Source organism: Actinomadura fibrosa, from assembly GCF_900659615.1.
In the GTDB taxonomy this organism is placed as follows: Bacteria; Actinomycetota; Actinomycetes; order Streptosporangiales; family Streptosporangiaceae; genus Spirillospora; species Spirillospora fibrosa.
Window position 1 is genome coordinate 55,160 of the sequence record NZ_CAACUY010000002.1, and the last position, 19,236, is coordinate 74,395.

22 protein-coding genes, 1 tRNA gene and 1 other RNA gene are annotated in these 19,236 nt (G+C 71.8%); 17 read left to right on the forward strand and 7 right to left on the reverse strand.

The annotated features are described in order from the left end of the window. Positions 1 to 5: 5 nt before the first annotated feature. Positions 6 to 332, reverse strand: coding sequence for a hypothetical protein (locus tag E1300_RS01230; RefSeq protein WP_131754972.1), 327 nt, complete (start codon positions 330 to 332; stop codon positions 6 to 8). A gap of 84 nt (positions 333 to 416) precedes the next feature. On the opposite strand from E1300_RS01230, the gene upp reads away from it, so the two are divergent. The 7 genes from upp to E1300_RS01260 all read left to right on the forward strand — a co-directional run bounded on the left by upp (position 417) and on the right by E1300_RS01260 (position 6,509). Then, complete coding sequence (gene upp, locus E1300_RS01235) at positions 417 to 1,055, forward strand: uracil phosphoribosyltransferase (protein ID WP_131754973.1); 639 nt, start codon at positions 417 to 419, stop codon at positions 1,053 to 1,055. A 194-nt stretch (positions 1,056 to 1,249) separates the two neighbouring features. Further along, positions 1,250 to 1,522: a hypothetical protein gene (locus tag E1300_RS01240; RefSeq protein ID WP_242618872.1), complete on the forward strand. Its 273-nt coding sequence runs from the start codon at positions 1,250 to 1,252 to the stop codon at positions 1,520 to 1,522. Between the two features lie 136 nt (positions 1,523 to 1,658). Further along, positions 1,659 to 1,817: a hypothetical protein gene (locus E1300_RS49755; RefSeq protein WP_165502622.1), complete on the forward strand. Its 159-nt coding sequence runs from the start codon at positions 1,659 to 1,661 to the stop codon at positions 1,815 to 1,817. Positions 1,818 to 1,824: 7 nt separating this feature from the next. After that, positions 1,825 to 2,352 carry a PH domain-containing protein gene (locus E1300_RS01245; RefSeq protein WP_131754974.1) on the forward strand — a complete coding sequence of 176 codons (528 nt, stop codon included), beginning with the start codon at positions 1,825 to 1,827 and terminating at the stop codon, positions 2,350 to 2,352. 463 nt (positions 2,353 to 2,815) lie between these two features. Further along, positions 2,816 to 4,303, forward strand: coding sequence for a helix-turn-helix domain-containing protein (locus E1300_RS53290; RefSeq protein WP_131754975.1), 1,488 nt, complete (start codon positions 2,816 to 2,818; stop codon positions 4,301 to 4,303). Positions 4,304 to 4,418: 115 nt separating this feature from the next. Continuing rightward, the gene (locus E1300_RS01255) at positions 4,419 to 5,096 is read left to right on the forward strand and encodes a FadR/GntR family transcriptional regulator (protein WP_131754976.1); all 678 of its coding nucleotides are present in this window, start codon (positions 4,419 to 4,421) and stop codon (positions 5,094 to 5,096) included. Positions 5,097 to 5,222: 126 nt separating this feature from the next. Then, the gene (locus E1300_RS01260) at positions 5,223 to 6,509 is read left to right on the forward strand and encodes a CynX/NimT family MFS transporter (RefSeq protein WP_131754977.1); all 1,287 of its coding nucleotides are present in this window, start codon (positions 5,223 to 5,225) and stop codon (positions 6,507 to 6,509) included. Between the two features lie 9 nt (positions 6,510 to 6,518). On the opposite strand, the gene E1300_RS01265 is transcribed toward E1300_RS01260, so the two are convergent. Continuing rightward, positions 6,519 to 6,830 (reverse strand): type II toxin-antitoxin system VapB family antitoxin, encoded by a 312-nt coding sequence (locus E1300_RS01265; RefSeq protein ID WP_131754978.1) that lies wholly within the window; start codon positions 6,828 to 6,830, stop codon positions 6,519 to 6,521. Positions 6,831 to 7,304: 474 nt separating this feature from the next. Between E1300_RS01265 and E1300_RS01270 the strand changes: the two genes are divergently transcribed. Further along, a complete protein-coding gene (locus tag E1300_RS01270; protein ID WP_131754979.1) occupies positions 7,305 to 7,502 on the forward strand; it encodes a DUF397 domain-containing protein in 198 nt (65 codons plus the stop codon). Between the two features lie 65 nt (positions 7,503 to 7,567). Here E1300_RS01270 and E1300_RS01275 read toward each other — a convergent pair whose 3' ends face one another. The 4 genes from E1300_RS01275 to E1300_RS01290 all read right to left on the reverse strand — a co-directional run bounded on the left by E1300_RS01275 (position 7,568) and on the right by E1300_RS01290 (position 9,841). Continuing rightward, the gene (locus E1300_RS01275) at positions 7,568 to 8,719 is read right to left on the reverse strand and encodes a CU044_5270 family protein (protein WP_131754980.1); all 1,152 of its coding nucleotides are present in this window, start codon (positions 8,717 to 8,719) and stop codon (positions 7,568 to 7,570) included. Then, positions 8,712 to 9,269: an RNA polymerase sigma factor gene (locus E1300_RS01280; protein WP_131754981.1), complete on the reverse strand. Its 558-nt coding sequence runs from the start codon at positions 9,267 to 9,269 to the stop codon at positions 8,712 to 8,714. Before E1300_RS01280 ends, E1300_RS01275 begins: the two co-directional genes overlap by 8 nt. A gap of 132 nt (positions 9,270 to 9,401) precedes the next feature. Continuing rightward, positions 9,402 to 9,486, reverse strand: a tRNA-Ser gene (locus tag E1300_RS01285). 10 nt (positions 9,487 to 9,496) lie between these two features. Next, positions 9,497 to 9,841 (reverse strand): DUF952 domain-containing protein, encoded by a 345-nt coding sequence (locus E1300_RS01290; RefSeq protein ID WP_131754982.1) that lies wholly within the window; start codon positions 9,839 to 9,841, stop codon positions 9,497 to 9,499. Between the two features lie 60 nt (positions 9,842 to 9,901). On the opposite strand from E1300_RS01290, the gene ffs reads away from it, so the two are divergent. From ffs to E1300_RS01315, 5 genes are all read left to right on the forward strand, one after another. Then, an RNA gene (gene ffs, locus E1300_RS01295) (signal recognition particle sRNA small type) lies at positions 9,902 to 9,997 on the forward strand. Between the two features lie 39 nt (positions 9,998 to 10,036). Next, positions 10,037 to 12,130, forward strand: a complete 2,094-nt coding sequence (locus E1300_RS01300) for a DNA polymerase III subunit gamma and tau (RefSeq protein ID WP_131754983.1) — start codon at positions 10,037 to 10,039, stop codon at positions 12,128 to 12,130. Positions 12,131 to 12,257: 127 nt separating this feature from the next. Next, a complete protein-coding gene (locus E1300_RS01305) occupies positions 12,258 to 12,677 on the forward strand; it encodes a YbaB/EbfC family nucleoid-associated protein (RefSeq protein WP_131754984.1) in 420 nt (139 codons plus the stop codon). 102 nt (positions 12,678 to 12,779) lie between these two features. Then, positions 12,780 to 13,379, forward strand: coding sequence for a recombination mediator RecR (gene recR / locus E1300_RS01310; RefSeq protein WP_131754985.1), 600 nt, complete (start codon positions 12,780 to 12,782; stop codon positions 13,377 to 13,379). Further along, positions 13,372 to 13,920, forward strand: coding sequence for a DUF5063 domain-containing protein (locus tag E1300_RS01315; RefSeq protein ID WP_131754986.1), 549 nt, complete (start codon positions 13,372 to 13,374; stop codon positions 13,918 to 13,920). Before recR ends, E1300_RS01315 begins: the two co-directional genes overlap by 8 nt. A gap of 185 nt (positions 13,921 to 14,105) precedes the next feature. Here E1300_RS01315 and E1300_RS01320 read toward each other — a convergent pair whose 3' ends face one another. Next, positions 14,106 to 15,308, reverse strand: a complete 1,203-nt coding sequence (locus E1300_RS01320; protein ID WP_131754987.1) for a helix-turn-helix domain-containing protein — start codon at positions 15,306 to 15,308, stop codon at positions 14,106 to 14,108. Positions 15,309 to 15,411: 103 nt separating this feature from the next. On the opposite strand from E1300_RS01320, the gene E1300_RS01325 reads away from it, so the two are divergent. The 4 genes from E1300_RS01325 to E1300_RS01340 all read left to right on the forward strand — a co-directional run bounded on the left by E1300_RS01325 (position 15,412) and on the right by E1300_RS01340 (position 19,220). Further along, complete coding sequence (locus E1300_RS01325) at positions 15,412 to 15,786, forward strand: VOC family protein (RefSeq protein ID WP_131754988.1); 375 nt, start codon at positions 15,412 to 15,414, stop codon at positions 15,784 to 15,786. Positions 15,787 to 15,879: 93 nt separating this feature from the next. After that, positions 15,880 to 17,154 (forward strand): aspartate kinase, encoded by a 1,275-nt coding sequence (locus tag E1300_RS01330; protein ID WP_131754989.1) that lies wholly within the window; start codon positions 15,880 to 15,882, stop codon positions 17,152 to 17,154. Between the two features lie 207 nt (positions 17,155 to 17,361). Beyond that, positions 17,362 to 18,426: an aspartate-semialdehyde dehydrogenase gene (locus E1300_RS01335; RefSeq protein ID WP_131754990.1), complete on the forward strand. Its 1,065-nt coding sequence runs from the start codon at positions 17,362 to 17,364 to the stop codon at positions 18,424 to 18,426. A gap of 125 nt (positions 18,427 to 18,551) precedes the next feature. After that, positions 18,552 to 19,220 carry a TetR/AcrR family transcriptional regulator gene (locus tag E1300_RS01340; RefSeq protein ID WP_131754991.1) on the forward strand — a complete coding sequence of 223 codons (669 nt, stop codon included), beginning with the start codon at positions 18,552 to 18,554 and terminating at the stop codon, positions 19,218 to 19,220. Positions 19,221 to 19,236: the final 16 nt, after the last annotated feature.

Sequence of the window (19,236 nt, forward strand, 5' to 3'; positions counted from 1 at the left end):
CCGCGTCAATTGATACGGAAGGTACGGCGGCGCAACGCCGCGTGGATCCGCGCCCGGCGCGACCGGTGCGGCGTCACGCGGCGGCGCAGCTCGCGGGCCTCGGCCAGCTCCCGGAGGAAGAGCGCGCGGCGCCTGAGGTGCTCGCGCACCTGCTCGGGGGACACGTCCGCATGGGGGTCCGCGGCGGGCTCGGCCCCGGTCCCGGGAGCGCCTGTGACATCGGTCACCGCGGCGTCGCGCGGTTCCGGAGGGCCGGGAGGCCCGGGCGGGTCCGGCGCGGACTCGCGAGCCCGCGCCGACACTTTCGGCTGCTGGTCGCTCTCGCTGCTCATAGGGGCATCGTGCCCAGCTCAACGAGCCTCTACCCCGCTTTCGCGAGGTCCTGCCGGTGATCCCGAGTGGGCTACGGTGAGCGCATGCAGGTACTCGCCGTCGACCACCCGCTCGTCGCGCACAAGCTCACCACGCTGCGGGACGTGCGCACCGACTCGCCGACGTTCCGCCGCCTGGCGGACGAGCTGGTCACCCTCCTGGCGTACGAGGCGACCCGCGACGTCCGGGTCGTCGAGGCCACGGTCCGGACCCCGCTGGTCCCCGCCCAGGGCGTCCAGCTCGCGAGCCCGAAGCCGCTGGTCGTGCCGATCCTGCGCGCGGGACTCGGCATGCTGGACGGCATGACCCGGCTGCTGCCGACGGCCGAGGTCGGCTTCCTCGGGATGATCCGGGACGAGGGCACCCTCCAGGCCCAGACGTACGCGACCCGGCTGCCGGACGACCTGTCCGGCCGCCAGTGCTACGTCCTCGACCCCATGCTGGCCACCGGCGGGACGCTCGCGGCGGCCGTCAAGCTGCTGTTCGACCGCGGCGCGGACGACGTCACCGCCATCTGCCTGCTCGCGGCTCCCGAGGGCCTGAAGTACCTGGACCAGGCGTGTGAGGGCATCGCCGCGCCGATCCGGGTGGTCACGGCCGCGATCGACTCCCACCTCAACGAGCAGGGCTTCATCATCCCGGGCCTCGGCGACGCCGGGGACCGCCTGTACGGCGTGGTGTGATTCCGCCCGAGTCGGCGGGAGTGGCGGCGCATCGTCCCAGTTGAGGGGCTGGGTGTTACGGAGCGCCAGATGTTCGTTCCAAGTGGCAAGGGGTAATAACCCGCTACGGAACGTCAGTGCGCGTTCCCCTCCACCGCCCCGGCACAGGGGACCGTTTCGGACCGGGCGGCGCGAGCGAGCTTCGAGGAAGCGTCATGGCACACCAGATGGCACACCAGGGGGACGGCGAACTGCCGCGCTTCGCCGCGATCGGCGAGCGGCTCATCGAGGAGTACCACGGGGTGCACGCGGCCGAGACGGTGTCCCGCTGCGTCTCCGCCGCCCACTACGGCGCCGAGGAGGTCCTGGGCGCCGCGCCGCCGGACCTGGTCGAGAAGATCGCGCGCAGGCACCTGGACGTGCTCGCCGCCGTCGCCGCCGACAAGCGGCGCCAGTCGCGGCGCTCGTCCTTCGACAACGCGCCATAGGCCCTGCTTTGCCGGGGGTGGGGGCTGTGCGAAACTGAACCGGGGTCAGTACCACCGCTGGGGGGTGGGCCCCAGTCCCCCCGAGGGCTCGCGTCCCGAGGGCGGGACCAGTGGCTCGACGCTCCGGGAGGCAGCCGTGCCCGCCAAGAGGTACATGACGTACGCCGCCATGGCCTTCGTCGTGTTCTACGTCATCAGGGAACCCGGCGCGCCCGCCCGTTCGGTGGGCAGCGCGGCCGGCGGCCTCGCCTCCGCCGCGGACTCCCTGACCGCCCTCGTCACGACGCTCGCCTGAGGCCCGCATGAGGCTCGTGACTCCCGGTGACTCCGCCCCGGCGTCGGTCAACAAGTACCTGCTCCCGCACGAGAACCAGGTCATCACGGTGCGGCGGCATCCCGCCGTGCTGATGGTGCCGGTCGGGCTCGTCCTCGGCGGCCTGATCATCGCGGGCGTGCTGAGCAACACCGTCGCCAGCGACGCGGGCACCGTCATCTCCTGGATCTGGTGGGGCTGGCTGATCCTGCTCGCCTGGTTCGTCTGGCGCGTCGCCGAATGGTCGGTCGACTACTTCGTGATCACGAACCAGCGCATGCTGCTGACCACCGGCCTCATCACCCGCAAGGTCGCGATGATGCCGCTGGCCAAGGTCACCGACATGAGCTTCAAGCGGACGATCGCGGGCCGCATGCTCGGCTACGGCGAGTTCGTGCTGGAGTCCGCCGGCCAGGACCAGGCCCTCTCGACCGTGGAGTACCTCCCCTACCCGGAACAGCTCTACCTTGAGGTCTGCGAGATGATCTTCCCGAACAAGAACCCCTCGGACGACTGAGGCGCGTTCCTCGTTCCTCGTTCCTTGTTCGCGCCGCCGCGCCGTCCCGGGCGCGTCCCGCCGCTGTGCCGTTCGCCGTCCTGCGCCGTGCCTTTCGCCGTCTCGCCGGTCGGCGTGCTCGGGCCGGTGCGCGAAGGCGCTGGGCAGAGGCGCCGCGGCGCGGAATCGTGAAAGCGTCTCGCGAACACGGTCCGTCCGAAAACTGAGCTTCGGCCGATCTTGCCCGGCATCGTCGGATACCGTCGGAGGCGACAGGCGTCGCGACCGCCGGACGGGCCCGCGCGCCGGAGCCGGGAAACCGGACCGGTGTTCCGCGACGTTGACCACCGGTGTCAGGGGACGGGCCGCGCCGGACGGACGATCTCTTCTTCCGCCGCTTCGTTACTCTCGATGTGCGATAACCCGCAATGTGCAATCATGTCGGCACCCCAGCCGCCTGATTACTTCCGCTAAGTGAGTCCACATGCCGGGTCCAGGCAACGTCGGCGAACGTGTCCGCAACCTGCGCCTGACCAGACGCTTGTCGCAGGCACAGCTCGCCGGTCACGACCTTTCTGACAGCTACATCTCACTGATCGAGTCCGGGAAACGGACCCCGACGCCGACCGTGCTGCGCATGCTCGCCGAGCGCCTCGGCTGCACCCCGGAGTACCTCGCCGAGGGAGTGGAACCCGAGCAGCGCGCCCATCTGGAGGTACGGGAGCGCCACGCGCACCTCGCGCTGCTGGGCGGCGACCCCGCGACCGCCGAGGCGGGCTTCGACGAGGTGATCGCCCGCAGCGACGATCCCGACCTGACGGCGCGGGCCCGCTGGGGTCGCGCCCGCGCCCTGGAGGAGCTGGGACGCACCGAGCACGCCATCGCGCTCTTCGAGGAGCTGCGCGAGGCCGCCGAGCGCGACCCGGGCCGGGCCAGCTGGCTCCCGCCGGTCATCGCGCTCGCGCGCTCCTACCACGCGGTCGGCGACCTCGGCCAGGCCGTCGCCCTGGGCGAGCGCGCGATGGAGCGGCTGCGCCGGCTCGGGCTCACCGTGGGGCAGGAGTACACCGAGGCCGGCCGCGTTCTGCTGCTCGCCTACGTGGATCGCTCCGACCCTGTTCGCGCGCACACCATCGGACGAGCGCTCCTGTACCCGGAGGCGTCCGGCGAGGCGGACACCACGAGCGCCGCCTATCAGCGGGCGAGCACGCGCGCGCTGGAAGAAGGCGCGATCGGTGACGCCCTGTACTTCGCGGATCAGGCCCTCGCCGCCCGTACCGACACCACGCCGGTCCAGGCCCGTGCCCGTCTCAACCTGGCGGCCGCCAAGGCGCTGCTGAGGGGGGTCATGCCGTTCTCGGAGGCCGCCCCGGCTCCGCTTCCCGGCGGCGCCTCCGTTCCGGTGACCGGAGAGTTCACCGGTGAGGGCACGCCCGGTATCGAGCGTCCGCGCGCGGAAGGCACCCGTGAGGCCGCGCAAGAGGCACTGGAACTGCTGAAGGGGACGACGGAGCTCGGAGGGGCGGAGGCGACGGAGAGCACCATCGCCAGGGCGCGCGCGCTGGTGCTGGTGGGCGAGCTGGAGCAGGGGATCGCGGCGCTGGAGCAGTTCCTCGACACGGGGATGGCGCTCGCCCCGCCGGCGGACACCCACCCGATGACTCCGCAACCTGCGGGCGACCTCATCGCACGCACTCAGAAGACCGTCCTGGCTCGTTTGGCCCTAGCGCGTGCACGAGTGGCCCAGGGGGAAGTGTCGGCCGCCCAAGTGGTCCTCCGCGCCGCGTCCGAGCAATTGAGCACGCTCCCCGCCGGTCGTCCAGCGGCCCATCTCTACCGGGAACTCGCCGAACTGTACGAGCTCGTCCAGGACCCCGACAGCGCCGCTGGGGCGTACCGGCAGGCACTGGAGGCCGCGGGGCTTCGGGCCGCCAGAGCGCGCGAGGCGAACTGCGACCTCGGCCGCGTCTGACCCTCCGGTTTTCGGACAGCGGGGGTGTGGAATAAAACCACACTCCCGCTGGTCTTATCCTGCAAACGTAGGATGATTGGCTGACCGGACGTGCCGGTCGACCGGGGGGAGGGACATGACGCTGCGCACCGCCCGCCGCGCGTCGCTCGTCGACCAGGTGATCGACCAGCTCACGAGCGAGATCACCGCGGGTACCTGGCCGGTCGGCGGCAAGATCCCGCCCGAGCCCGTCCTCGCGGAGGCGCTCGGGGTCGGCCGCAACACCGTCCGGGAGGCCGTCCGCGCCCTCACCCATGCGGGGCTCCTCGACAGCAGGCAGGGCGACGGCACGTACGTGCGCGCCACGAGCGAGCTGTCCAGTGCCGTCCGGCGCCGCCTGGAGACGGCCGAGCTCGTCGAGACCCTGGAGGTCCGGCGCGGCCTTGAGGTGGAGGCGGCCCGGCTCGCCGCCGCGCGCCGCACCGCGGCGGACATCGAGGCGATCACCGCGGCCCTGGAGCGCCGGGACGCGGCGTGGACGCTCGGCGACCACGCCGCCTTCGTGGAGGCCGACCTCGCCTTTCACACCGCCGTCGTCGAGGCCACGCACAACCGGGTCCTCACCGACCTGTACCGCGACTTCAGCGCGGCGCTGAGGGCCAGCATCGGCGCCGCCGGGACCCTCCTGGAGCACGCCGACGTCCCGCACGGCCCGATCGCCGCCGCCATCGAGGCGGGCGACGCCGCGGCCGCCGCCCAGGCCACCCACGCCTGCCTGGACCGGATCCTCGCCTCCGCGGCTCCCGACCATTGACGCCGGACGCGTGAGACGGCGCCCCTGAACCGGCCTCACGCAGCCGTCCTGCCCCGTTCCCCGCTCCCACGTTCGGTACGACGCGCCCAGAAGGCGCATGACGAAGGCGAAATGAACCCCTCTGCGATGACCCCCGTTCCGCACGCACCCCGAGCCTCCCGCGCCACGGCCGCCTGGTCGCTGATCGGGATCGTCCTGCTGACCGTCAACCTGCGAGCCGCGATCACCGGCGTCTCGCCGGTGCTCGGCGAACTGCGGGACGCGCTCGGCCTCTCCGGCGTCGAGGTGAGCGTCCTGACCACGCTGCCGGTGCTGTGCCTCGGAATCTTCGCCTCGCTCGCGCCGGTGCTGGCCCGCCGGCTCGGCACCGAGGTCGCCATCGCCGGGTCGCTGGTGCTGATCACGGCGGGGATCATGCTGCGGCTCGTCCCGGCCCGTGCGGCGCTGTTCGTTGGAACGGTCCTCGCGGGTGCCGGGATCGCGATGGGTAACGTCCTCCTGCCCGCGGTCATCAAGCGCGTCTTCCCCGCCCGCGTGGGCTCGCTCACCGGGCTCGCCATGATGCTGATGGCCGCGAGCGGCGCCGTCGCCGCCGGGCTCGCCGTCCCGCTGGACGACGCCGGCGGCTGGCGCCTGGCCCTCGCCGTGTGGGCCGTCCCGTCCCTGGTCGCCGCCCTCGCCTGGGGGCCGCTGGCGCTCCGTGCCCGCCGCTCGGAACCGGCCCCCGCCGCGCCCGCGTCGCGTCCGTCCTCCTCCGAGGGCTCGCTGCTCCGCTCACCGGTCGCCTGGTACGTCGCGATCTTCATGGGGCTGGCGTCGCTGATGTTCTACGTCCTGATGTCGTGGCTGCCGGAGATCATGCGGGACGCCGGATACGCCCCCGCCACCGCCGGGATGATGGTGTCGACCATGATGATCGTCGGCATCCCGCTCGGCTTCCTCGTCCCTGTGTTCGCCGCGCGCCTGCGCGACCAGCGCCTCCTCGTCGCCGCGGTCGCCGCCGCCATGGCCGCCGGCATCGGCGGGCTGCTCCTCGCACCCGCGGCGGGCTGGGCCTGGGTCGGCGTCCTCGGGATCGGGACGGGCAGCGCGTTCCCCCTCGCCTACACCCTGCTGAGCCTGCGGGCGCCGGGTCCGGGGGTCGCCGCGCGGCTGTCCGGCATGGCGCAGACGGGCGGCTACCTCCTCGCGGGACTCGGTCCGCTGGCGGTGGGCGTCCTGCACAGTGCCACGGGCGGCTGGGACGTGCCGCTCGTCCTCCTGCTCGCCCTCATCGTGCCCGAGCTCGTGTTCGGCCTCCTGGCCGCGCGCCCGGGATTCGTCCAGCCGAGTGCCACCCGTCCTGAGGGCCACCTTGAGCACCTGGTCGAGCCCAAGGAGATGGCCGTCGCCGAACCCGCCCGGAGCCGCTGACCGGAAAGGTCAGCCGTTCATGTTCACGGCGTCGAGGTCCAGGACGCGCGCGTGCAGGACCAGGCGCTGGTGGAGGGCGGCCCGGAGCGCGCGGTGCAGGCCGTCCTCCAGGTAGAGCTCGCCGTGCCACTGGACGACGTGGGGGAACAGGTCGCCGTAGAACGTCGAGTCCTTGGCGAGCAGCGACTGGAGGTCGAGCTCGCGCTTCGTGCTGATGAGCTGGTCGAGACGGACCTGGCGCGGCGGGATCTTGGCCCAGTCCCGGGACGAGAACCCGTGCTCGGGATAGGGCCTTCCGTCACCCACCGCCTTGAAGATCACGCTCCGAGTCTACGGCGTCCCGCGGAGTCGGAGAAGGCGTCGCAACTGGCCGGGTCATCCGACCGGCTTCCGCCGGTAAACCACCTGCGGCACCGCTCAGTGGCACGGTAGGTAAGTACCGCCGCGGCCGGTGCGGCCCACGCTCCGTCCGCCGGGATTCCGGGACCCGCATTGTCTCGGGACAAGGGCGCGGACGCGCGCCGCATTTCCCACCTCCCATAATGGCGTGCCCGCTGTATTCGTTGCTCGTCAAGACTTGCCCTGTGGGCAATCGCGGGATACAACACGAACGAGGGATGAAAAACACGGTCCGCACGCAGGCGCCCCGGGACGGCGGTCGCGTCGCCCTCGCTCTCACCATGGGCGATCTGCGTCATCGCTCCCGATCCCGCCGACGGTTCGGAGGTTCACGCCGGCGGATTCGACCATTTGCCGTCCCGGTCCGGCCGGACCGGGGAGCGAAAGGGGTGCTGAATGTCGAAAGCCGGTTGGTCTCGCGCGGTATGGCGAAGGAGCGCGCGCAGTAACGGCAAAGGCAACTGCGTCGAGGTGGCGTCGGCGGCGTCCGTCATCGGCGTCAGGGATTCCAAGGACATCGGCGGTCCCGTGCTCGCCTTCTCCGCGGCCGAGTGGCGCGCCTTCATCGACGGCGTCAAGGCGGTCGGGCGGTAAGACGGAGAAGCCGCCGAAAGCAGCGGGTCTCGATGCCGTGGGGACGGCATCGAGACCCGCCTGGATCACTTGAACGGCAGCTCGGACGGAGGCGCCGGCCTGGTGCCGGTCCACGCGGCCGAGCGGAGGGTCTGGTACTCGATGACGAAGCCCGGGCGCATCTCCCGGTACTCGCCGCCGGACCTGGTCAGCTCCTCCTGCCGGGACAGCATCGCGCCGGTCCGCTCATCGAAGATGATCACCGTGCGGCTCCGGTAGGTGCCCGCCTCGCTCGCCGGCCGCCCGTCCGCGGCGGTGACCGTCGTGGTGCGCTCGCCGGAGGCCAGCGCGATGCCCCGCCGGCCCAGCGGGTCGCTGTCGCGCCCGATCGCCCGGACGCCCGGCTGCGCCGCCAGCGCCCGCATCAGGCCCGCCCGGACCTTCGGCGGGAGCGGGGCGTCCATGATCGACGCCACCCGGTGGATCGTGGACGAGGCCCGCTGCTCCGGCGGCAGACCCTTACCCGCCGGGAGACCCGCCGCCGCGTCCGCTTCGCCCAGGAACTCCTTGGCGAGCTTGGCCGGATCGGTCGGCAGGCTCTGCAACTGCTCCACCGACTTCCCGTCCAGGAACTTCCCGCCCCCATGGGGATAGGTGCCCTTCTCCGGGCCGTCGGACCGCCACTTCGTCGCCTTCGTGGTGTACGTGATGTAGCGGTCGTCCGACCGCACACGGAAGCTCGACGGCGACCCGGCCTTGCGCCACAGCTCCGCGTCCCGTGCGGTCAGCGGCCGGGCCGGGAGATCGCGTCCGTAGTACGCCTCGCCCATGCCCGACTTCGCGCCCCACCACCCGAACGTCTCGTCGTGCGCACCGGTGATCGCGTAGGTCCCGGTCCTGGCCCGCATGATGTACGACTGGCCCGACACCACGTCGGCGTACCAGTACCTTCCCACCGGCTGCTGCTCGGCCTTCTCCGCGGCCGCCAGGAACGCCGCCTTGCCGTCCAGGCTGACCGTGCCGGACGGCGCCGGCGCCGGCGCGTTCCCGCCGGTGAACGCGATCGCGACGGCCGCCGCCGCGCCCGCCGCCACCAGGCCGCCGCCGAGCCCCCAGCCCAGCCGGGGCCGCGAGCGGCGCGGCGGACCGTCCAGCAGCGCCCGCGCCCGCCCGATCATCTGGGCGGTGGGCGGCGGCGGCTCGGGGTAGGAGTCGCGGACCATCCGCACCTCATCCATGCTGTTCCTCCAGAGTGAGCATCGGATTGGTCCCGCCCAGCGCTTTGCGCAGCGTGGTTCGGGCACGGTTCAGCCGGGAACCGACCGTGCCGTAGGAGATCCCCAGCGCCGCCGCGACCTCGTCGTGGCTCAGGTCGGCCAGGGCGACGAGCAGCAGCACGTCCCGCTGCCCCCGCGGCAGCGCCGCGACGGCCCCGGCGATCTCGCCGCGCAGTCCCTCGGCGCTGACCCGCGCGTCGACCCGATCGGTGTGCTCCTCGGTGTCGCGGCCGGGCCCGAGCCGGGCACGCGCCCGCAGCGCCCGCGTCTCGGCCCGCTGATGCCTGCCGACGACCTTCGTCGCGATGCCGTACAGCCAGGTGCGCACGCCCGCACGCGCCGGGTCGTAGCGCCCTCGCTGCCGGAACGCCTCGAGGAACGTCTGCGCCGCGACGTCCGAGCCCGCGTCCGGCCCGAGCCGCTTGGCCGCGTACCGGTAGATCTCCGCGAAGTACGCGTCGAAGACCCGGTCGAACGACTCGGCCGGATGGGGCGGGGGATCCCCTGTCATGTGGTGCCTCTCCTTAGCGCGGATGGCGGTCACAGGGGTATCAACCGCTCCCCCCTCCCGCTTTCCACACCGCACACCCACCCTCGAACGCGACAAGGGCGGCACCCGAAGGTGCCGCCCTCATCAAGAAAGCGGAGGATGCGAGATTCGAACTCGCGAGGCGTTGCCACCAACACGCTTTCCAAGCGTGCGCCCTAGGCCACTAGGCGAATCCTCCACGCGGAAGCTTACCGGGTTCCGGGCAGTGACCGGACCTCAATAACCGCCGAGACAGGGATCGGGCCGTAGACGTGGGGGAACAACTCGTCGCCGGCGGGCTCGTAGCGGACGGGGGAGCCGATGGAGGCGGCGTCGATGACCAGGAGGACGAGGTCCGCGCGGTCGACGTCGCTGTAGAAGCGGGTTAGGACGCCGTCCACTTGGTCCATGTCGGACGAGCAGTGGATGAAGCCCTCCTCGTCCAATGTCCTGCCGAGGGTGGACATGGTGTACGACACACCAGTCTCGCGGGCGGACTCCCAGTGGCGCCGTTCGGCGATGTGCAGGAGGGTCTTGTGCGGAGGGACGGGCATGGAGGCGAGCCTACGCGCGCAACCGTGCCAACCCTGGACCCCGGATGCCATAGACTCTGGGCAGACCCCTCGCACGGCGTCACCCTGTGAACCTCCCCAGGGCCGGAAGGCAGCAAGGATAAGCAGGCTCTGGCGGGTGTGCGGGGGGTCCTTTTCGCTTCTGGCGCTCTGCTTCTCGAGGGAGGGCGGACCCCGATGAGTCTGGCTCTGTATCGCAAGTACCGGCCAGCGACGTTCGCGGAGCTCAAGGGGCAGGAGCACGTCGCCGAGCCGCTCCAGCAGGCCCTCCGCAACGGCCGGATCAACCACGCGTACCTGTTCAGCGGCCCGCGCGGCTGCGGCAAGACGTCCAGTGCCCGGATCCTGGCCCGCTCGCTGAACTGCGAGGAGGGGCCGACGCCCGACCCGTGCGGCAAGTGCGACTCATGCGTCGCGCTCGGCCCGTCCGGCACCGGCCACATCGACGTCATCGAGATCGACGCGGCCTCCCACGGCGGCGTCGACGACGCCCGCGACCTGCGTGAGCGCGCGTTCTTCGCGCCGGTCTCCGCGCGCTTCAAGGTGTACATCATCGACGAGGCGCACATGGTCACCCGCGAGGGCTTCAACGCGCTGCTGAAGCTCGTCGAGGAGCCGCCGCCGCACCTCAAGTTCGTGTTCGCGACCACGGAGCCGGAGAAGGTCATCGGGACGATCCGGTCCCGGACCCACCACTACCCGTTCCGGCTGATCCCGCCCGGCGTCCTCCAGGAGCTCGTCGAGGAGATCCTGAAGTCGGAGGACGTCCCGTACGAGACGTCCGCGCTGCCGCTGGCGGTGCGCGCCGGTGCCGGCTCGGCCCGCGACACCCTCTCGATCCTCGACCAGCTGCTCGCCGGCTCCGACGAGCAGGGCATCACCTACGCGCGCGCCGTCTCGCTGCTCGGCTACACCGACTCGGCGCTGCTGGACGAGGTCATCGCCGCGTTCGCCGCCCGCGACGGCGGCGCCGTGTTCGCCGCGATCGACCGGGTGATCGAGAGCGGCCAGGACCCGCGGCGCTTCACCGCCGACCTGCTGGAGCGCGTCCGCGACCTGGTGATCCTGGCGAACGTGCCGGGGGCCGGCGGGTCCGGGCTGCTGAACGTCCCGCCGGACGAGCTGGAGCGGATGCGGCGCCAGGCGTCCTCGCTCGGCCCCGGCGAGCTGACCCGCGCCGCGGACCTGCTGCACACCGGGCTGACCGAGATGCGCGGCGCGACGTCCCCGCGGCTGCTGCTGGAGCTGATCAGCGCGCGGATCCTGCTGCCCGCCGCGTACGAGGACGAGGCGTCGATGTTCGCGCGGCTCGACCGGCTGGAGCGCCAGGCCGCGCAGGGCGGTTTCTCCGGGAGTGTCCAGGATTCCGGTGGGATGACGCAGGCGTTCGCGCCGCCGTCCGCCGCCGCCGCTCCACCGCCCGCTGCCGCTGCTCCGCCTCCTGCCGCCGCTCCGCCTCCGCCTGTCCGTCCTCCGGCCGGGCCGCCGGCGGCTGCCGAGCGTCCGGCGCCGCCTCCGGCGGAACCCGCGCGGCCGCCCGTCGCCGAACCGCCCCAGCGGCCGGCCGCTCAGGCGCCGCCGCGTCCGGCGCGACCCCAGCCCGAGCCGTCGCAGCCCGTCCAGGCTCCGGCTTCGCAAGGCGGCGAGGGCATGGACGTCTCGACGGTGCAGCGCCTCTGGCCTGACATCGTCGAGGCGGTCAAGCTGAAGAGCCGCGCCACCTGGATGGTGGTGATGTCCGGCGTGCGGCCGGTGGCGCTCGACGGCAAGCTCCTGACGCTGGGCTTCGACGCCGAAGGCGCCCGCCTCGGTTTCGTCAACGGGAACCGCGACGCCGTCCTCCGCGAGGTCCTCAAGGAGCGGATGGGCGTCGACTGGCGGATCGAGACCGTCGTCGGCGGCGCGCCCCAGCAGGGCGGCGGACGCCCGCCTGGCAGGCCGACGCCGTCGGGCGGGGGATCCGGGCCCTCGGGCGGGTTCGGCGGGGCCGCACCGGCGCAGCCGCCCGCACCGCAGCCCCCGCCGCCCGTCCAGCCGAGCAGGCCCGCGCACCAGGCGCCGGCCCCGCGAGAGGCATCCGACCCGGGCCCGCTGCCCCCGCCGCCGGACGAGGAGCCCCCGCCCCCCGACCCCGGCCCCGTGGACGAGAGCGACGAGGTCGACCCGGAGGGCGACGCCGACGCGGACGGCAGCGAGGCGGAGATGAACGGCATGGCGCTCATCCAGCGGGAGCTGGGCGGCCAGATCATCCGGGAGATCGACAACTCCTGAACGGCGTCGGCACACCGGCGGACGGACGTACCGGAACACGTTCGGAGGCCGTAGTCTCGGGAAGACGGACACCCGGGAGGGCCGCCGGACAGGAGCCCTTCCGGGGGCTGGACATAAGGAGTGCACCGTGGAACCCGGTGGTCAGCTGAACATCCAGGAACTGCTCCAGCAGGCTCAGGCCGTGCAGGAGCAGCTCTTCACCGCGCAGCGCGAGCTCGCGGAGGCCGAGGTGAAGGGCTCCGCCGGCGGCGGGCTCGTCACCGCGACGGTCAACGGCGAGGGCGAGGTCACCGGCCTGGTGATCGACCCGAAGGCCGTCGACGCCGACGATCCGGCGGACACGGCCGAGACCATCGCCGACCTGGTGCTCGCCGCGATCCGCGACGCGTCCCGCAAGGCCCGCGAGCTCCAGCAGGAGAAGATGGGCCCGTTCGCCGAGGGCCTCGGCGGCCTCGGCGGCATGCCCGGTCTCGGCGGGATGCCCGGCGGCCTTCCCGGCGGGTTCCCCGGCCTCGGCGGCGGCACCGGAGGTGCTCCCGGGGCCTGAACCCGGCCGAACCGACCGGCGGCACTGGTGACCGGACGGCCCCTGCCCTAGGGTGAGCCGTCCCACCGGAGCCGCCGCAGCGACGAACGAGAGGAAGGTCCGTTGTACGAAGGGGTGGTCCAGAACCTCATCGACGAGCTGGGCAGGCTGCCCGGCGTCGGCCCCAAGAGCGCGCAGCGGATCGCCTTCCACCTCCTCGCCAGCGACCCCGCCGACGTCGAGCGCCTCGGCAAGGCGCTCAAGGAGGTCAAGGACAAGGTCCGCTTCTGCAAGACGTGCGGCAACGTCGCGGAGGAGGAGGAGTGCCGCATCTGCCGCGACGTCCGCCGCGACCCCCAGGTCATCTGCGTGGTCGAGGAGTCGAAGGACGTCGTCGCGATCGAGAAGACCCGGGAGTTCCGCGGCCGCTACCACGTGCTCGGCGGCGCGATCAGCCCGATCGAGGGCGTCGGCCCGGAGGACCTGCGCATCCGCGAGCTGATGCAGCGCCTCGCCGACGGCACGGTCACCGAGCTGATCCTCGCGACCGACCCCAACCTGGAAGGCGAGGCGACCGCCACGTACCTCGCCCGGCTGGTGAAGCCCATGGGCCTCACCGTCACCCGCCTGGCGAGCGGCCTGCCGGTGGGCGGCGACCTTGAGTACGCCGACGAAGTGACTCTCGGCCGCGCATTCGAAGGACGGAGGCTGCTCGATGTCTGACGCCAACAGCCCGGAGGACTGGAACGTCCTGGCCGAGCGCGTGGCCTGCCACGTCGAGAACTACCTGAACGGCCTGGAGGCCGTCGCGCGCGGCGACGGCGGGACGCACACCGTCCCGCTGCTCCTGCTGGAGGTGTCGCAGGTCATCCTGGCCGGCGCGCAGCTCGGCGCCAGCGCCGACGTCATCCTGCCGGACAACTGGGAGCCGGAGATCGGCGACGACCCCGACCTGGACACCGTCCGTCAGGGCCTCGCCGAGCGGCTCGACGGCCTCGACGACTACGTCGAGGTCTTCGACCCCTACAAGGACACCGAACCCACCGCGTACCGCCTGTCGGACGACCTGGTCGATGTCGCGAGCGACCTCGTCCACGGCCTCCGCCACTACAAGCAGGAACGCCCCCTGGAGGCGCTCTGGTGGTGGCAGTACTCCTACTTCAACCACTGGGGCAACCACGCCGGTGCCGCCCTGCGCGCCCTCCACGCCGTCGTCGCCGGCGCCCGCCTAGACGTAGCCCAAGAAGCCGCCACCGTCCAATAACCACCCGCCATCCGCCGCCGACGCCCGCCAGAGACAGTCGCGCGCCGATGCCGGGACACGTCCCGGCCAGATCGTGGCACGGCGCGACCGGCTCCCCGTGGACGAGACGAACCACGGCACACCGCCCCGGATGGGGCTCACGGCGCCGCCGTCCACACCACGACGCCGCCTGGCGTCGGGGCGGTTCAGGGGATGCGGAGCCAGGTGGCGAAGTTGGCCAGGGATTCGGGGCGGCGGCGTTCGAGGTCGTTCAGCATCCTGACCGTCTCGTGAACCATGGGATGGTTCCGCGTCTGCTGAGGCGCCACCTGCCGGGCCTTCTGTAGAGCTTCCAAGGCGCGGGCGCGATCACCGTGGTACAGGAAGCCCCTGGCCAGGTCGATGTAGTAGTGCCCGAGCCGGACGGGTGCGACGGTGTTCGGCAGGCGGGTGCGGCGTGCGCGCTCGACTGCTCCAGTGCCGTCGTACATCTCCACGGCGACGGCGACCTCGTGCATCGAGACGTTGGACGGGCCGAACTCCAGCCCGTAGTGGTTCGCGTCCACGCCGAGCAGGCGGGTGATCTCACGTGCTTCGTCGATGTGCGCCCATGCGGCGGCCGCGTCGGGCGTTCGGGCTGCGAAGACGGCCGACCGCAGATGGGTGGCGCCGAGGACGCTGAGGGCCGGGGCGTCCAACCGTCCGACATCGTCGCCGAGGTCTCGGCGCACGCGGTCCAGAACGGCAGTGCCTTTCGCGTAGGCGCCGCTCGCCAGGAAGAGGGTGGAGCGCTGCCATTGCGTACGAGCCGTACGGAGTGGGTCCTGGGACGCCTCGGCTGCTCGCTGTACGCGGTCCATGGCCAGTGCCCGCAGGTCGAAGTAGCCGAGGGTGTAGGCGATCGCGGTAGCGCCTGTGTACGCCTCCGAAAGGAGTGCCTGGAGCGGAGCCGGGGCGCTGGAGACGTGTGCGGCGGCTGTCAGCTCGTCCAGAAGGGCTGGAAGCATCTCGCCGAGTTGGACGTACCGCGCCTTCTGGCCGAGCTGGGATGCGCGGGCGACGTCCTTTCGTAGATCGGTGACGCCGCGGGGCCGGACGTCCTCGTCAGGCAGGTCCCACGCCAGGAGTGCCCGGCGCAGTTCGGGCACGGTGGAGTGCACGCGGTCATGCCGTGATTCGTCCCGGTAGGGCTGGCCGGTCAGCTCGTCGAGTCCCACTCGCAGCGCGCGAGCCGCACCGGCGATGAGGGCCTGGGACGCGGGTTTGTGGCCGCTCTCCACCTGGGCGATCAGACTCTTGGAACACGGAATGCGTTCGGCGAGCTGCCGCTGTGTGAGGCCGCGGAGTTCGCGGGCGCTGGCCATCCGCCGTCCGATGCTCGTCGGGTCGCATCCGGTACGAGTAGACATGTTCCGGCCTTTGCTAGGTGTCGCGCCGACTCCTCTCCAGACTAGGTAGGTGCGGGACTTTCGGGGTGGGGTTTTGGGCGTGTGGGGTGGGTAGTTTGGGGCGATGGCGTGTCGGATTAGTGAGCTTGTGTTGTTGTGCCGGGATCCGGAGCGGTTGGCGGAGTTCTGGTGTGAGGTGTTGGGTTATGTCGTCCTTGGGCGGGACGACGACGGCGATGTGGAGATCGGGCCGCCGGACGAGGGGTTCGGCGGGCTTCAGCCCGTGCTGATCCTGAGTCGCAGTGATCAGCCCAGGAGGGGGCAGCTGCCGCTGCACATCGATGTGAACCCCAGCGACCGGGATCAGGACGCGGAGCTGGAGCGGCTGCTGGCCGCCGGGGCGGTGCACGCGGACGTCGGGCAGACCGGGGAGGAGAGCTGGGTCGTCCTCGCCGATCCGGAGGGCAACGAGTTCTGCCTCCTGCGCAAGCGGCTCTGACGAGGAAGCTTTACCTGGCCGTAATGCATTCGGGTGCGCTCGGTAGACTCTCGGATTGGTACGCCCTGACCCCGATCCGAGGAGCGCCCACCCGTGGCTCTTGTCGTGCAGAAGTACGGTGGCTCCTCCGTCGCCGACGCCGAGTGCGTCAAGCGGGTCGCCCAGCGCATCGTCGCAACGAAGAAGGCGGGCAACGACGTGGTCGTCGTCGTGTCCGCGATGGGCGACACGACGGATGACCTCATCGACATGGCCAAGCAGGTCAGCCCCCTGCCGCCGGGCCGTGAGCTGGACATGCTGCTCACGGCCGGCGAGCGGATCTCGATGGCGCTGCTGGCGATGGCCATCGCGAACCTGGGCCACGAGGCCCGCTCGTTCACCGGCTCCCAGGCCGGCGTCATCACCGACGGCTCGCACGGTAAAGCCAAGATCATCGATGTGACGCCTGGACGCATCCGCACCGCGCTGGACGAGGGCTCGATCTGCATCGTGGCCGGCTTCCAGGGCGTCTCGCAGGGCACGAAGGACATCACGACGCTCGGGCGGGGCGGCTCCGACACGACGGCCGTGGCGCTCGCGGCGGCGCTGGACGCCGACGTCTGCGAGATCTACTCGGACGTGGACGGCGTGTTCACCGCCGACCCGCGGATCGTGCCGCCCGCCCGGAAGATCCCGAAGATCTCCTACGAGGAGATGCTGGAGATGGCCGCGAGCGGGGCCAAGATCCTGCATCTGCGGTGCGTGGAGTACGCGCGCCGGTACAACATCCCGATCCACGTGCGGTCCTCGTTCAGCCAGAAGGAAGGCACGTGGGTCGTCGACAGCAGCGAGATCGAAGGACACGACATGGAGCAGGCGATCATCTCCGGGGTCGCGCACGACCGGAGCGAGGCCAAGATCACCGTGGTGGGCGTGCCCGACAAGGTCGGTGAGGCCGCCACGATCTTCACGGTGCTGTCCGAGGCCGAGATCAACATCGACATGATCGTGCAGAACGTGTCCGCGGCGTCCACGGGACGGACGGACATCTCGTTCACGCTGCCGTCCAGCGACGGGCAGAGCGCGCTGACGGCGCTGAACAAGCTGAAGGAGCGGATCGGGTTCGAGTCGCTGCGCTACGACGACCGGATCGGCAAGGTGTCGCTGATCGGCGCGGGCATGCGCTCGCACCCGGGCGTCACCGCGACGTTCTTCGCCGCGATCGCCGACGCCGGGGTGAACATCGAGATGATCTCCACGTCGGAGATCCGGATCTCGGTCGTCGTCGCCCAGGACGACATCGACACCGCCGTCGTCGCCGCGCACCGGGCCTTCGACCTCGACTCCGACCAGGTCGAGGCCGTCGTGTACGGGGGCACCGGCCGCTGATCGCGCTTCCGGAGAGGGCCGCACGGGATCCGTGCGGCCCTTTCCGTCTGTGGCGCATGCCGCTGACGTTCCCGTCCCTCGGGTGGCATGGTCGATGCGGGAACCGGCCGCGAGCGGCGGGAGTTCAGTCAGATGGACGCGCGGACGCGACTCGACGACGAGAGGGTGAGTGCGACCATGGGCCCGACTGCCCGGCCGGCACGCACGATGACCAGGGGCACGGGCGGGCCGACGCTCGCCGTCGTCGGCGCCACCGGGGCCGTGGGGGCCGTCATGCTCGACCTGCTGTCCACCCGCCGGAACGTGTACGGGGAGATCCGGCTGGTCGCGTCGCCCCGGTCCGCCGGGCGGACCCTGACGGTGCGCGGTGAGCCGGTCGAGGTGGCCGCGCTGGCGCCGGAGGTGTTCGACGGGGTCGACATCGCGATGTTCGGCGTGCCGGAGGCCGTGTCCGCGGAGTGGGCGCCGGTCGTGACGTCCCGGGGCGCCGTGGTGGTGGACAACTCCGGTGCGTTCCGGATGGTCCCGGACGTGCCGCTGGTCGTCCCCGAGGTGAACCCGGAGCGGGTGCGCCGGCGTCCGCGCGGGATCGTCGCGAGCCCGAGCTGCGCGACGCTGTCGATGATCGTGGTGCTCGGGGCGCTGCACCGCCGGTACGGGCTGCGGGAGCTGGTCGTGTCGTCCTACCAGGCGGCGTCGGGCGCCGGCCAGGACGGGATCGACACGCTGTACGAGCAGATGGAGAAGGTCGGCGGCGACCGGGCGCTCGGCAACCGCGCGGGGGACCTGCGCGGCGCGGTGGGCGAGTTCGGGCCGTTCCCGGCGCCGCTCGCGCTGAACGTGGTGCCGTGGGCGGGCGAGGTCCGGGACGGCGGCTGGAGCTCGGCGGAACTCAAGATACGGGACGAGTCGCGGAAGGTCCTCGGGCTGCCCGAGCTGCGGGTGACGGCGACCTGCGTCCGCGTCCCGGTGGTGACGGCGCACTCGCTGTCGGTGCACGCGGTGTTCAAGGAGCGGGTCGAGCAGCGGGAGGCGCAGGCCGTCCTCGCCGCGTCGCCCGGGGTCGTCCTGTGCGACAACCCCGCGTTCCAGGAGTTTCCGACGCCCGCGGACGTCGTCGGCACCGACCCGGTCTGGGTGGGACGGGTGCGGCGCTCGCTGGACGATCCGAAGGCGCTCGACCTCTTCCTCTGCGGCGACAACCTGCGCAACGGCGCGGCGCTCAACACGGCTCAGGTGGCGGAGCTGCTCGCCGCCGAGCTCACCGCCTGAACGCCGCCCCGGCCGGAAGCCGCGTCCGCGCACCTTGCGGCGGGGAGACATGAGGATCGTCCGGGAAGCTCCACACCGCTTCTCCGCGCGAGCGAGCCGGCGCACCGGGCTTTAGGGTGGCATGCGTGACCGAGACGAAGGCCGTGAAGTCCGAGCAGACGCGGGCCCTGATCGTCGAGACCGCGCTCAGGCTGTTCCGCGAGCGCGGCTACGAGGCGACGACGATGCGGGCCATCGCCAAGGAGGCGGGCGTCTCGGTCGGCAACGCCTACTACTACTTCGGCTCCAAGGAAGAGCTCATCCAGGCCTACTACGACGAGCTCCAGGAGGAGCACGCCGCCGCCTGCCGCGCCGTGCTGGCCGCCGAGAGGGAGTTCGCGCCCCGCCTGCTGGGCGTGCTGAAGGCCCGGGTCGACACGATGGTCCCGTACCACGCGTTCGCGGGGAAGTTCTTCAAGTTCGCCGCCGAGCCGACCAGCCCCCTCAACCCGTTCAGCGCCGAGTCGGGCCCGGCGCGGGACTCGGCGGTCGCGATCTACCGCGAGGTCGTGGACGGCTCCAGCCTCAAGATCGACAAGGAGTTCCGCAAGGAGCTGCCCGAGCTGCTGTGGCTCTACTCGATGGGCATCGTCCTCTACTGGGTCCACGACAGCTCGCCGGGCTGCCGCAAGACCTACCTGCTCGTCGAGCGGACGGTCCCGCTGGTCAACCGCATGGTCTCGATGTCGCGCCTCCCGGGCTTCAAGTCGGTCACCCGGGAGCTCGTCCAGATCATCCGCGACGTCCGCGCCTGAGGCGGCGCGCCGCATC

What these genes read in the sequence shown, in the direction of transcription:
- E1300_RS01230 (WP_131754972.1), bottom strand. Translation starts at nt 332, where the DNA reads ATGAGCAGCGAGAGCGACCAGCAGCCGAAAGTGTCGGCGCGGGCTCGC.
- upp (WP_131754973.1), top strand. Translation starts at nt 417, where the DNA reads ATGCAGGTACTCGCCGTCGACCACCCGCTCGTCGCGCACAAGCTCACC.
- E1300_RS01240 (WP_242618872.1), top strand. Translation starts at nt 1,250, where the DNA reads ATGGCACACCAGATGGCACACCAGGGGGACGGCGAACTGCCGCGCTTC.
- E1300_RS01245 (WP_131754974.1), top strand. Translation starts at nt 1,825, where the DNA reads ATGAGGCTCGTGACTCCCGGTGACTCCGCCCCGGCGTCGGTCAACAAG.
- E1300_RS53290 (WP_131754975.1), top strand. Translation starts at nt 2,816, where the DNA reads ATGCCGGGTCCAGGCAACGTCGGCGAACGTGTCCGCAACCTGCGCCTG.
- E1300_RS01255 (WP_131754976.1), top strand. Translation starts at nt 4,419, where the DNA reads ATGACGCTGCGCACCGCCCGCCGCGCGTCGCTCGTCGACCAGGTGATC.
- E1300_RS01260 (WP_131754977.1), top strand. Translation starts at nt 5,223, where the DNA reads ATGACCCCCGTTCCGCACGCACCCCGAGCCTCCCGCGCCACGGCCGCC.
- E1300_RS01270 (WP_131754979.1), top strand. Translation starts at nt 7,305, where the DNA reads ATGTCGAAAGCCGGTTGGTCTCGCGCGGTATGGCGAAGGAGCGCGCGC.
- E1300_RS01275 (WP_131754980.1), bottom strand. Translation starts at nt 8,719, where the DNA reads ATGGATGAGGTGCGGATGGTCCGCGACTCCTACCCCGAGCCGCCGCCG.
- E1300_RS01280 (WP_131754981.1), bottom strand. Translation starts at nt 9,269, where the DNA reads ATGACAGGGGATCCCCCGCCCCATCCGGCCGAGTCGTTCGACCGGGTC.
- E1300_RS01290 (WP_131754982.1), bottom strand. Translation starts at nt 9,841, where the DNA reads ATGCCCGTCCCTCCGCACAAGACCCTCCTGCACATCGCCGAACGGCGC.
- E1300_RS01300 (WP_131754983.1), top strand. Translation starts at nt 10,037, where the DNA reads ATGAGTCTGGCTCTGTATCGCAAGTACCGGCCAGCGACGTTCGCGGAG.
- E1300_RS01315 (WP_131754986.1), top strand. Translation starts at nt 13,372, where the DNA reads ATGTCTGACGCCAACAGCCCGGAGGACTGGAACGTCCTGGCCGAGCGC.
- E1300_RS01320 (WP_131754987.1), bottom strand. Translation starts at nt 15,308, where the DNA reads ATGTCTACTCGTACCGGATGCGACCCGACGAGCATCGGACGGCGGATG.
- E1300_RS01325 (WP_131754988.1), top strand. Translation starts at nt 15,412, where the DNA reads ATGGCGTGTCGGATTAGTGAGCTTGTGTTGTTGTGCCGGGATCCGGAG.
- E1300_RS01335 (WP_131754990.1), top strand. Translation starts at nt 17,362, where the DNA reads ATGACCAGGGGCACGGGCGGGCCGACGCTCGCCGTCGTCGGCGCCACC.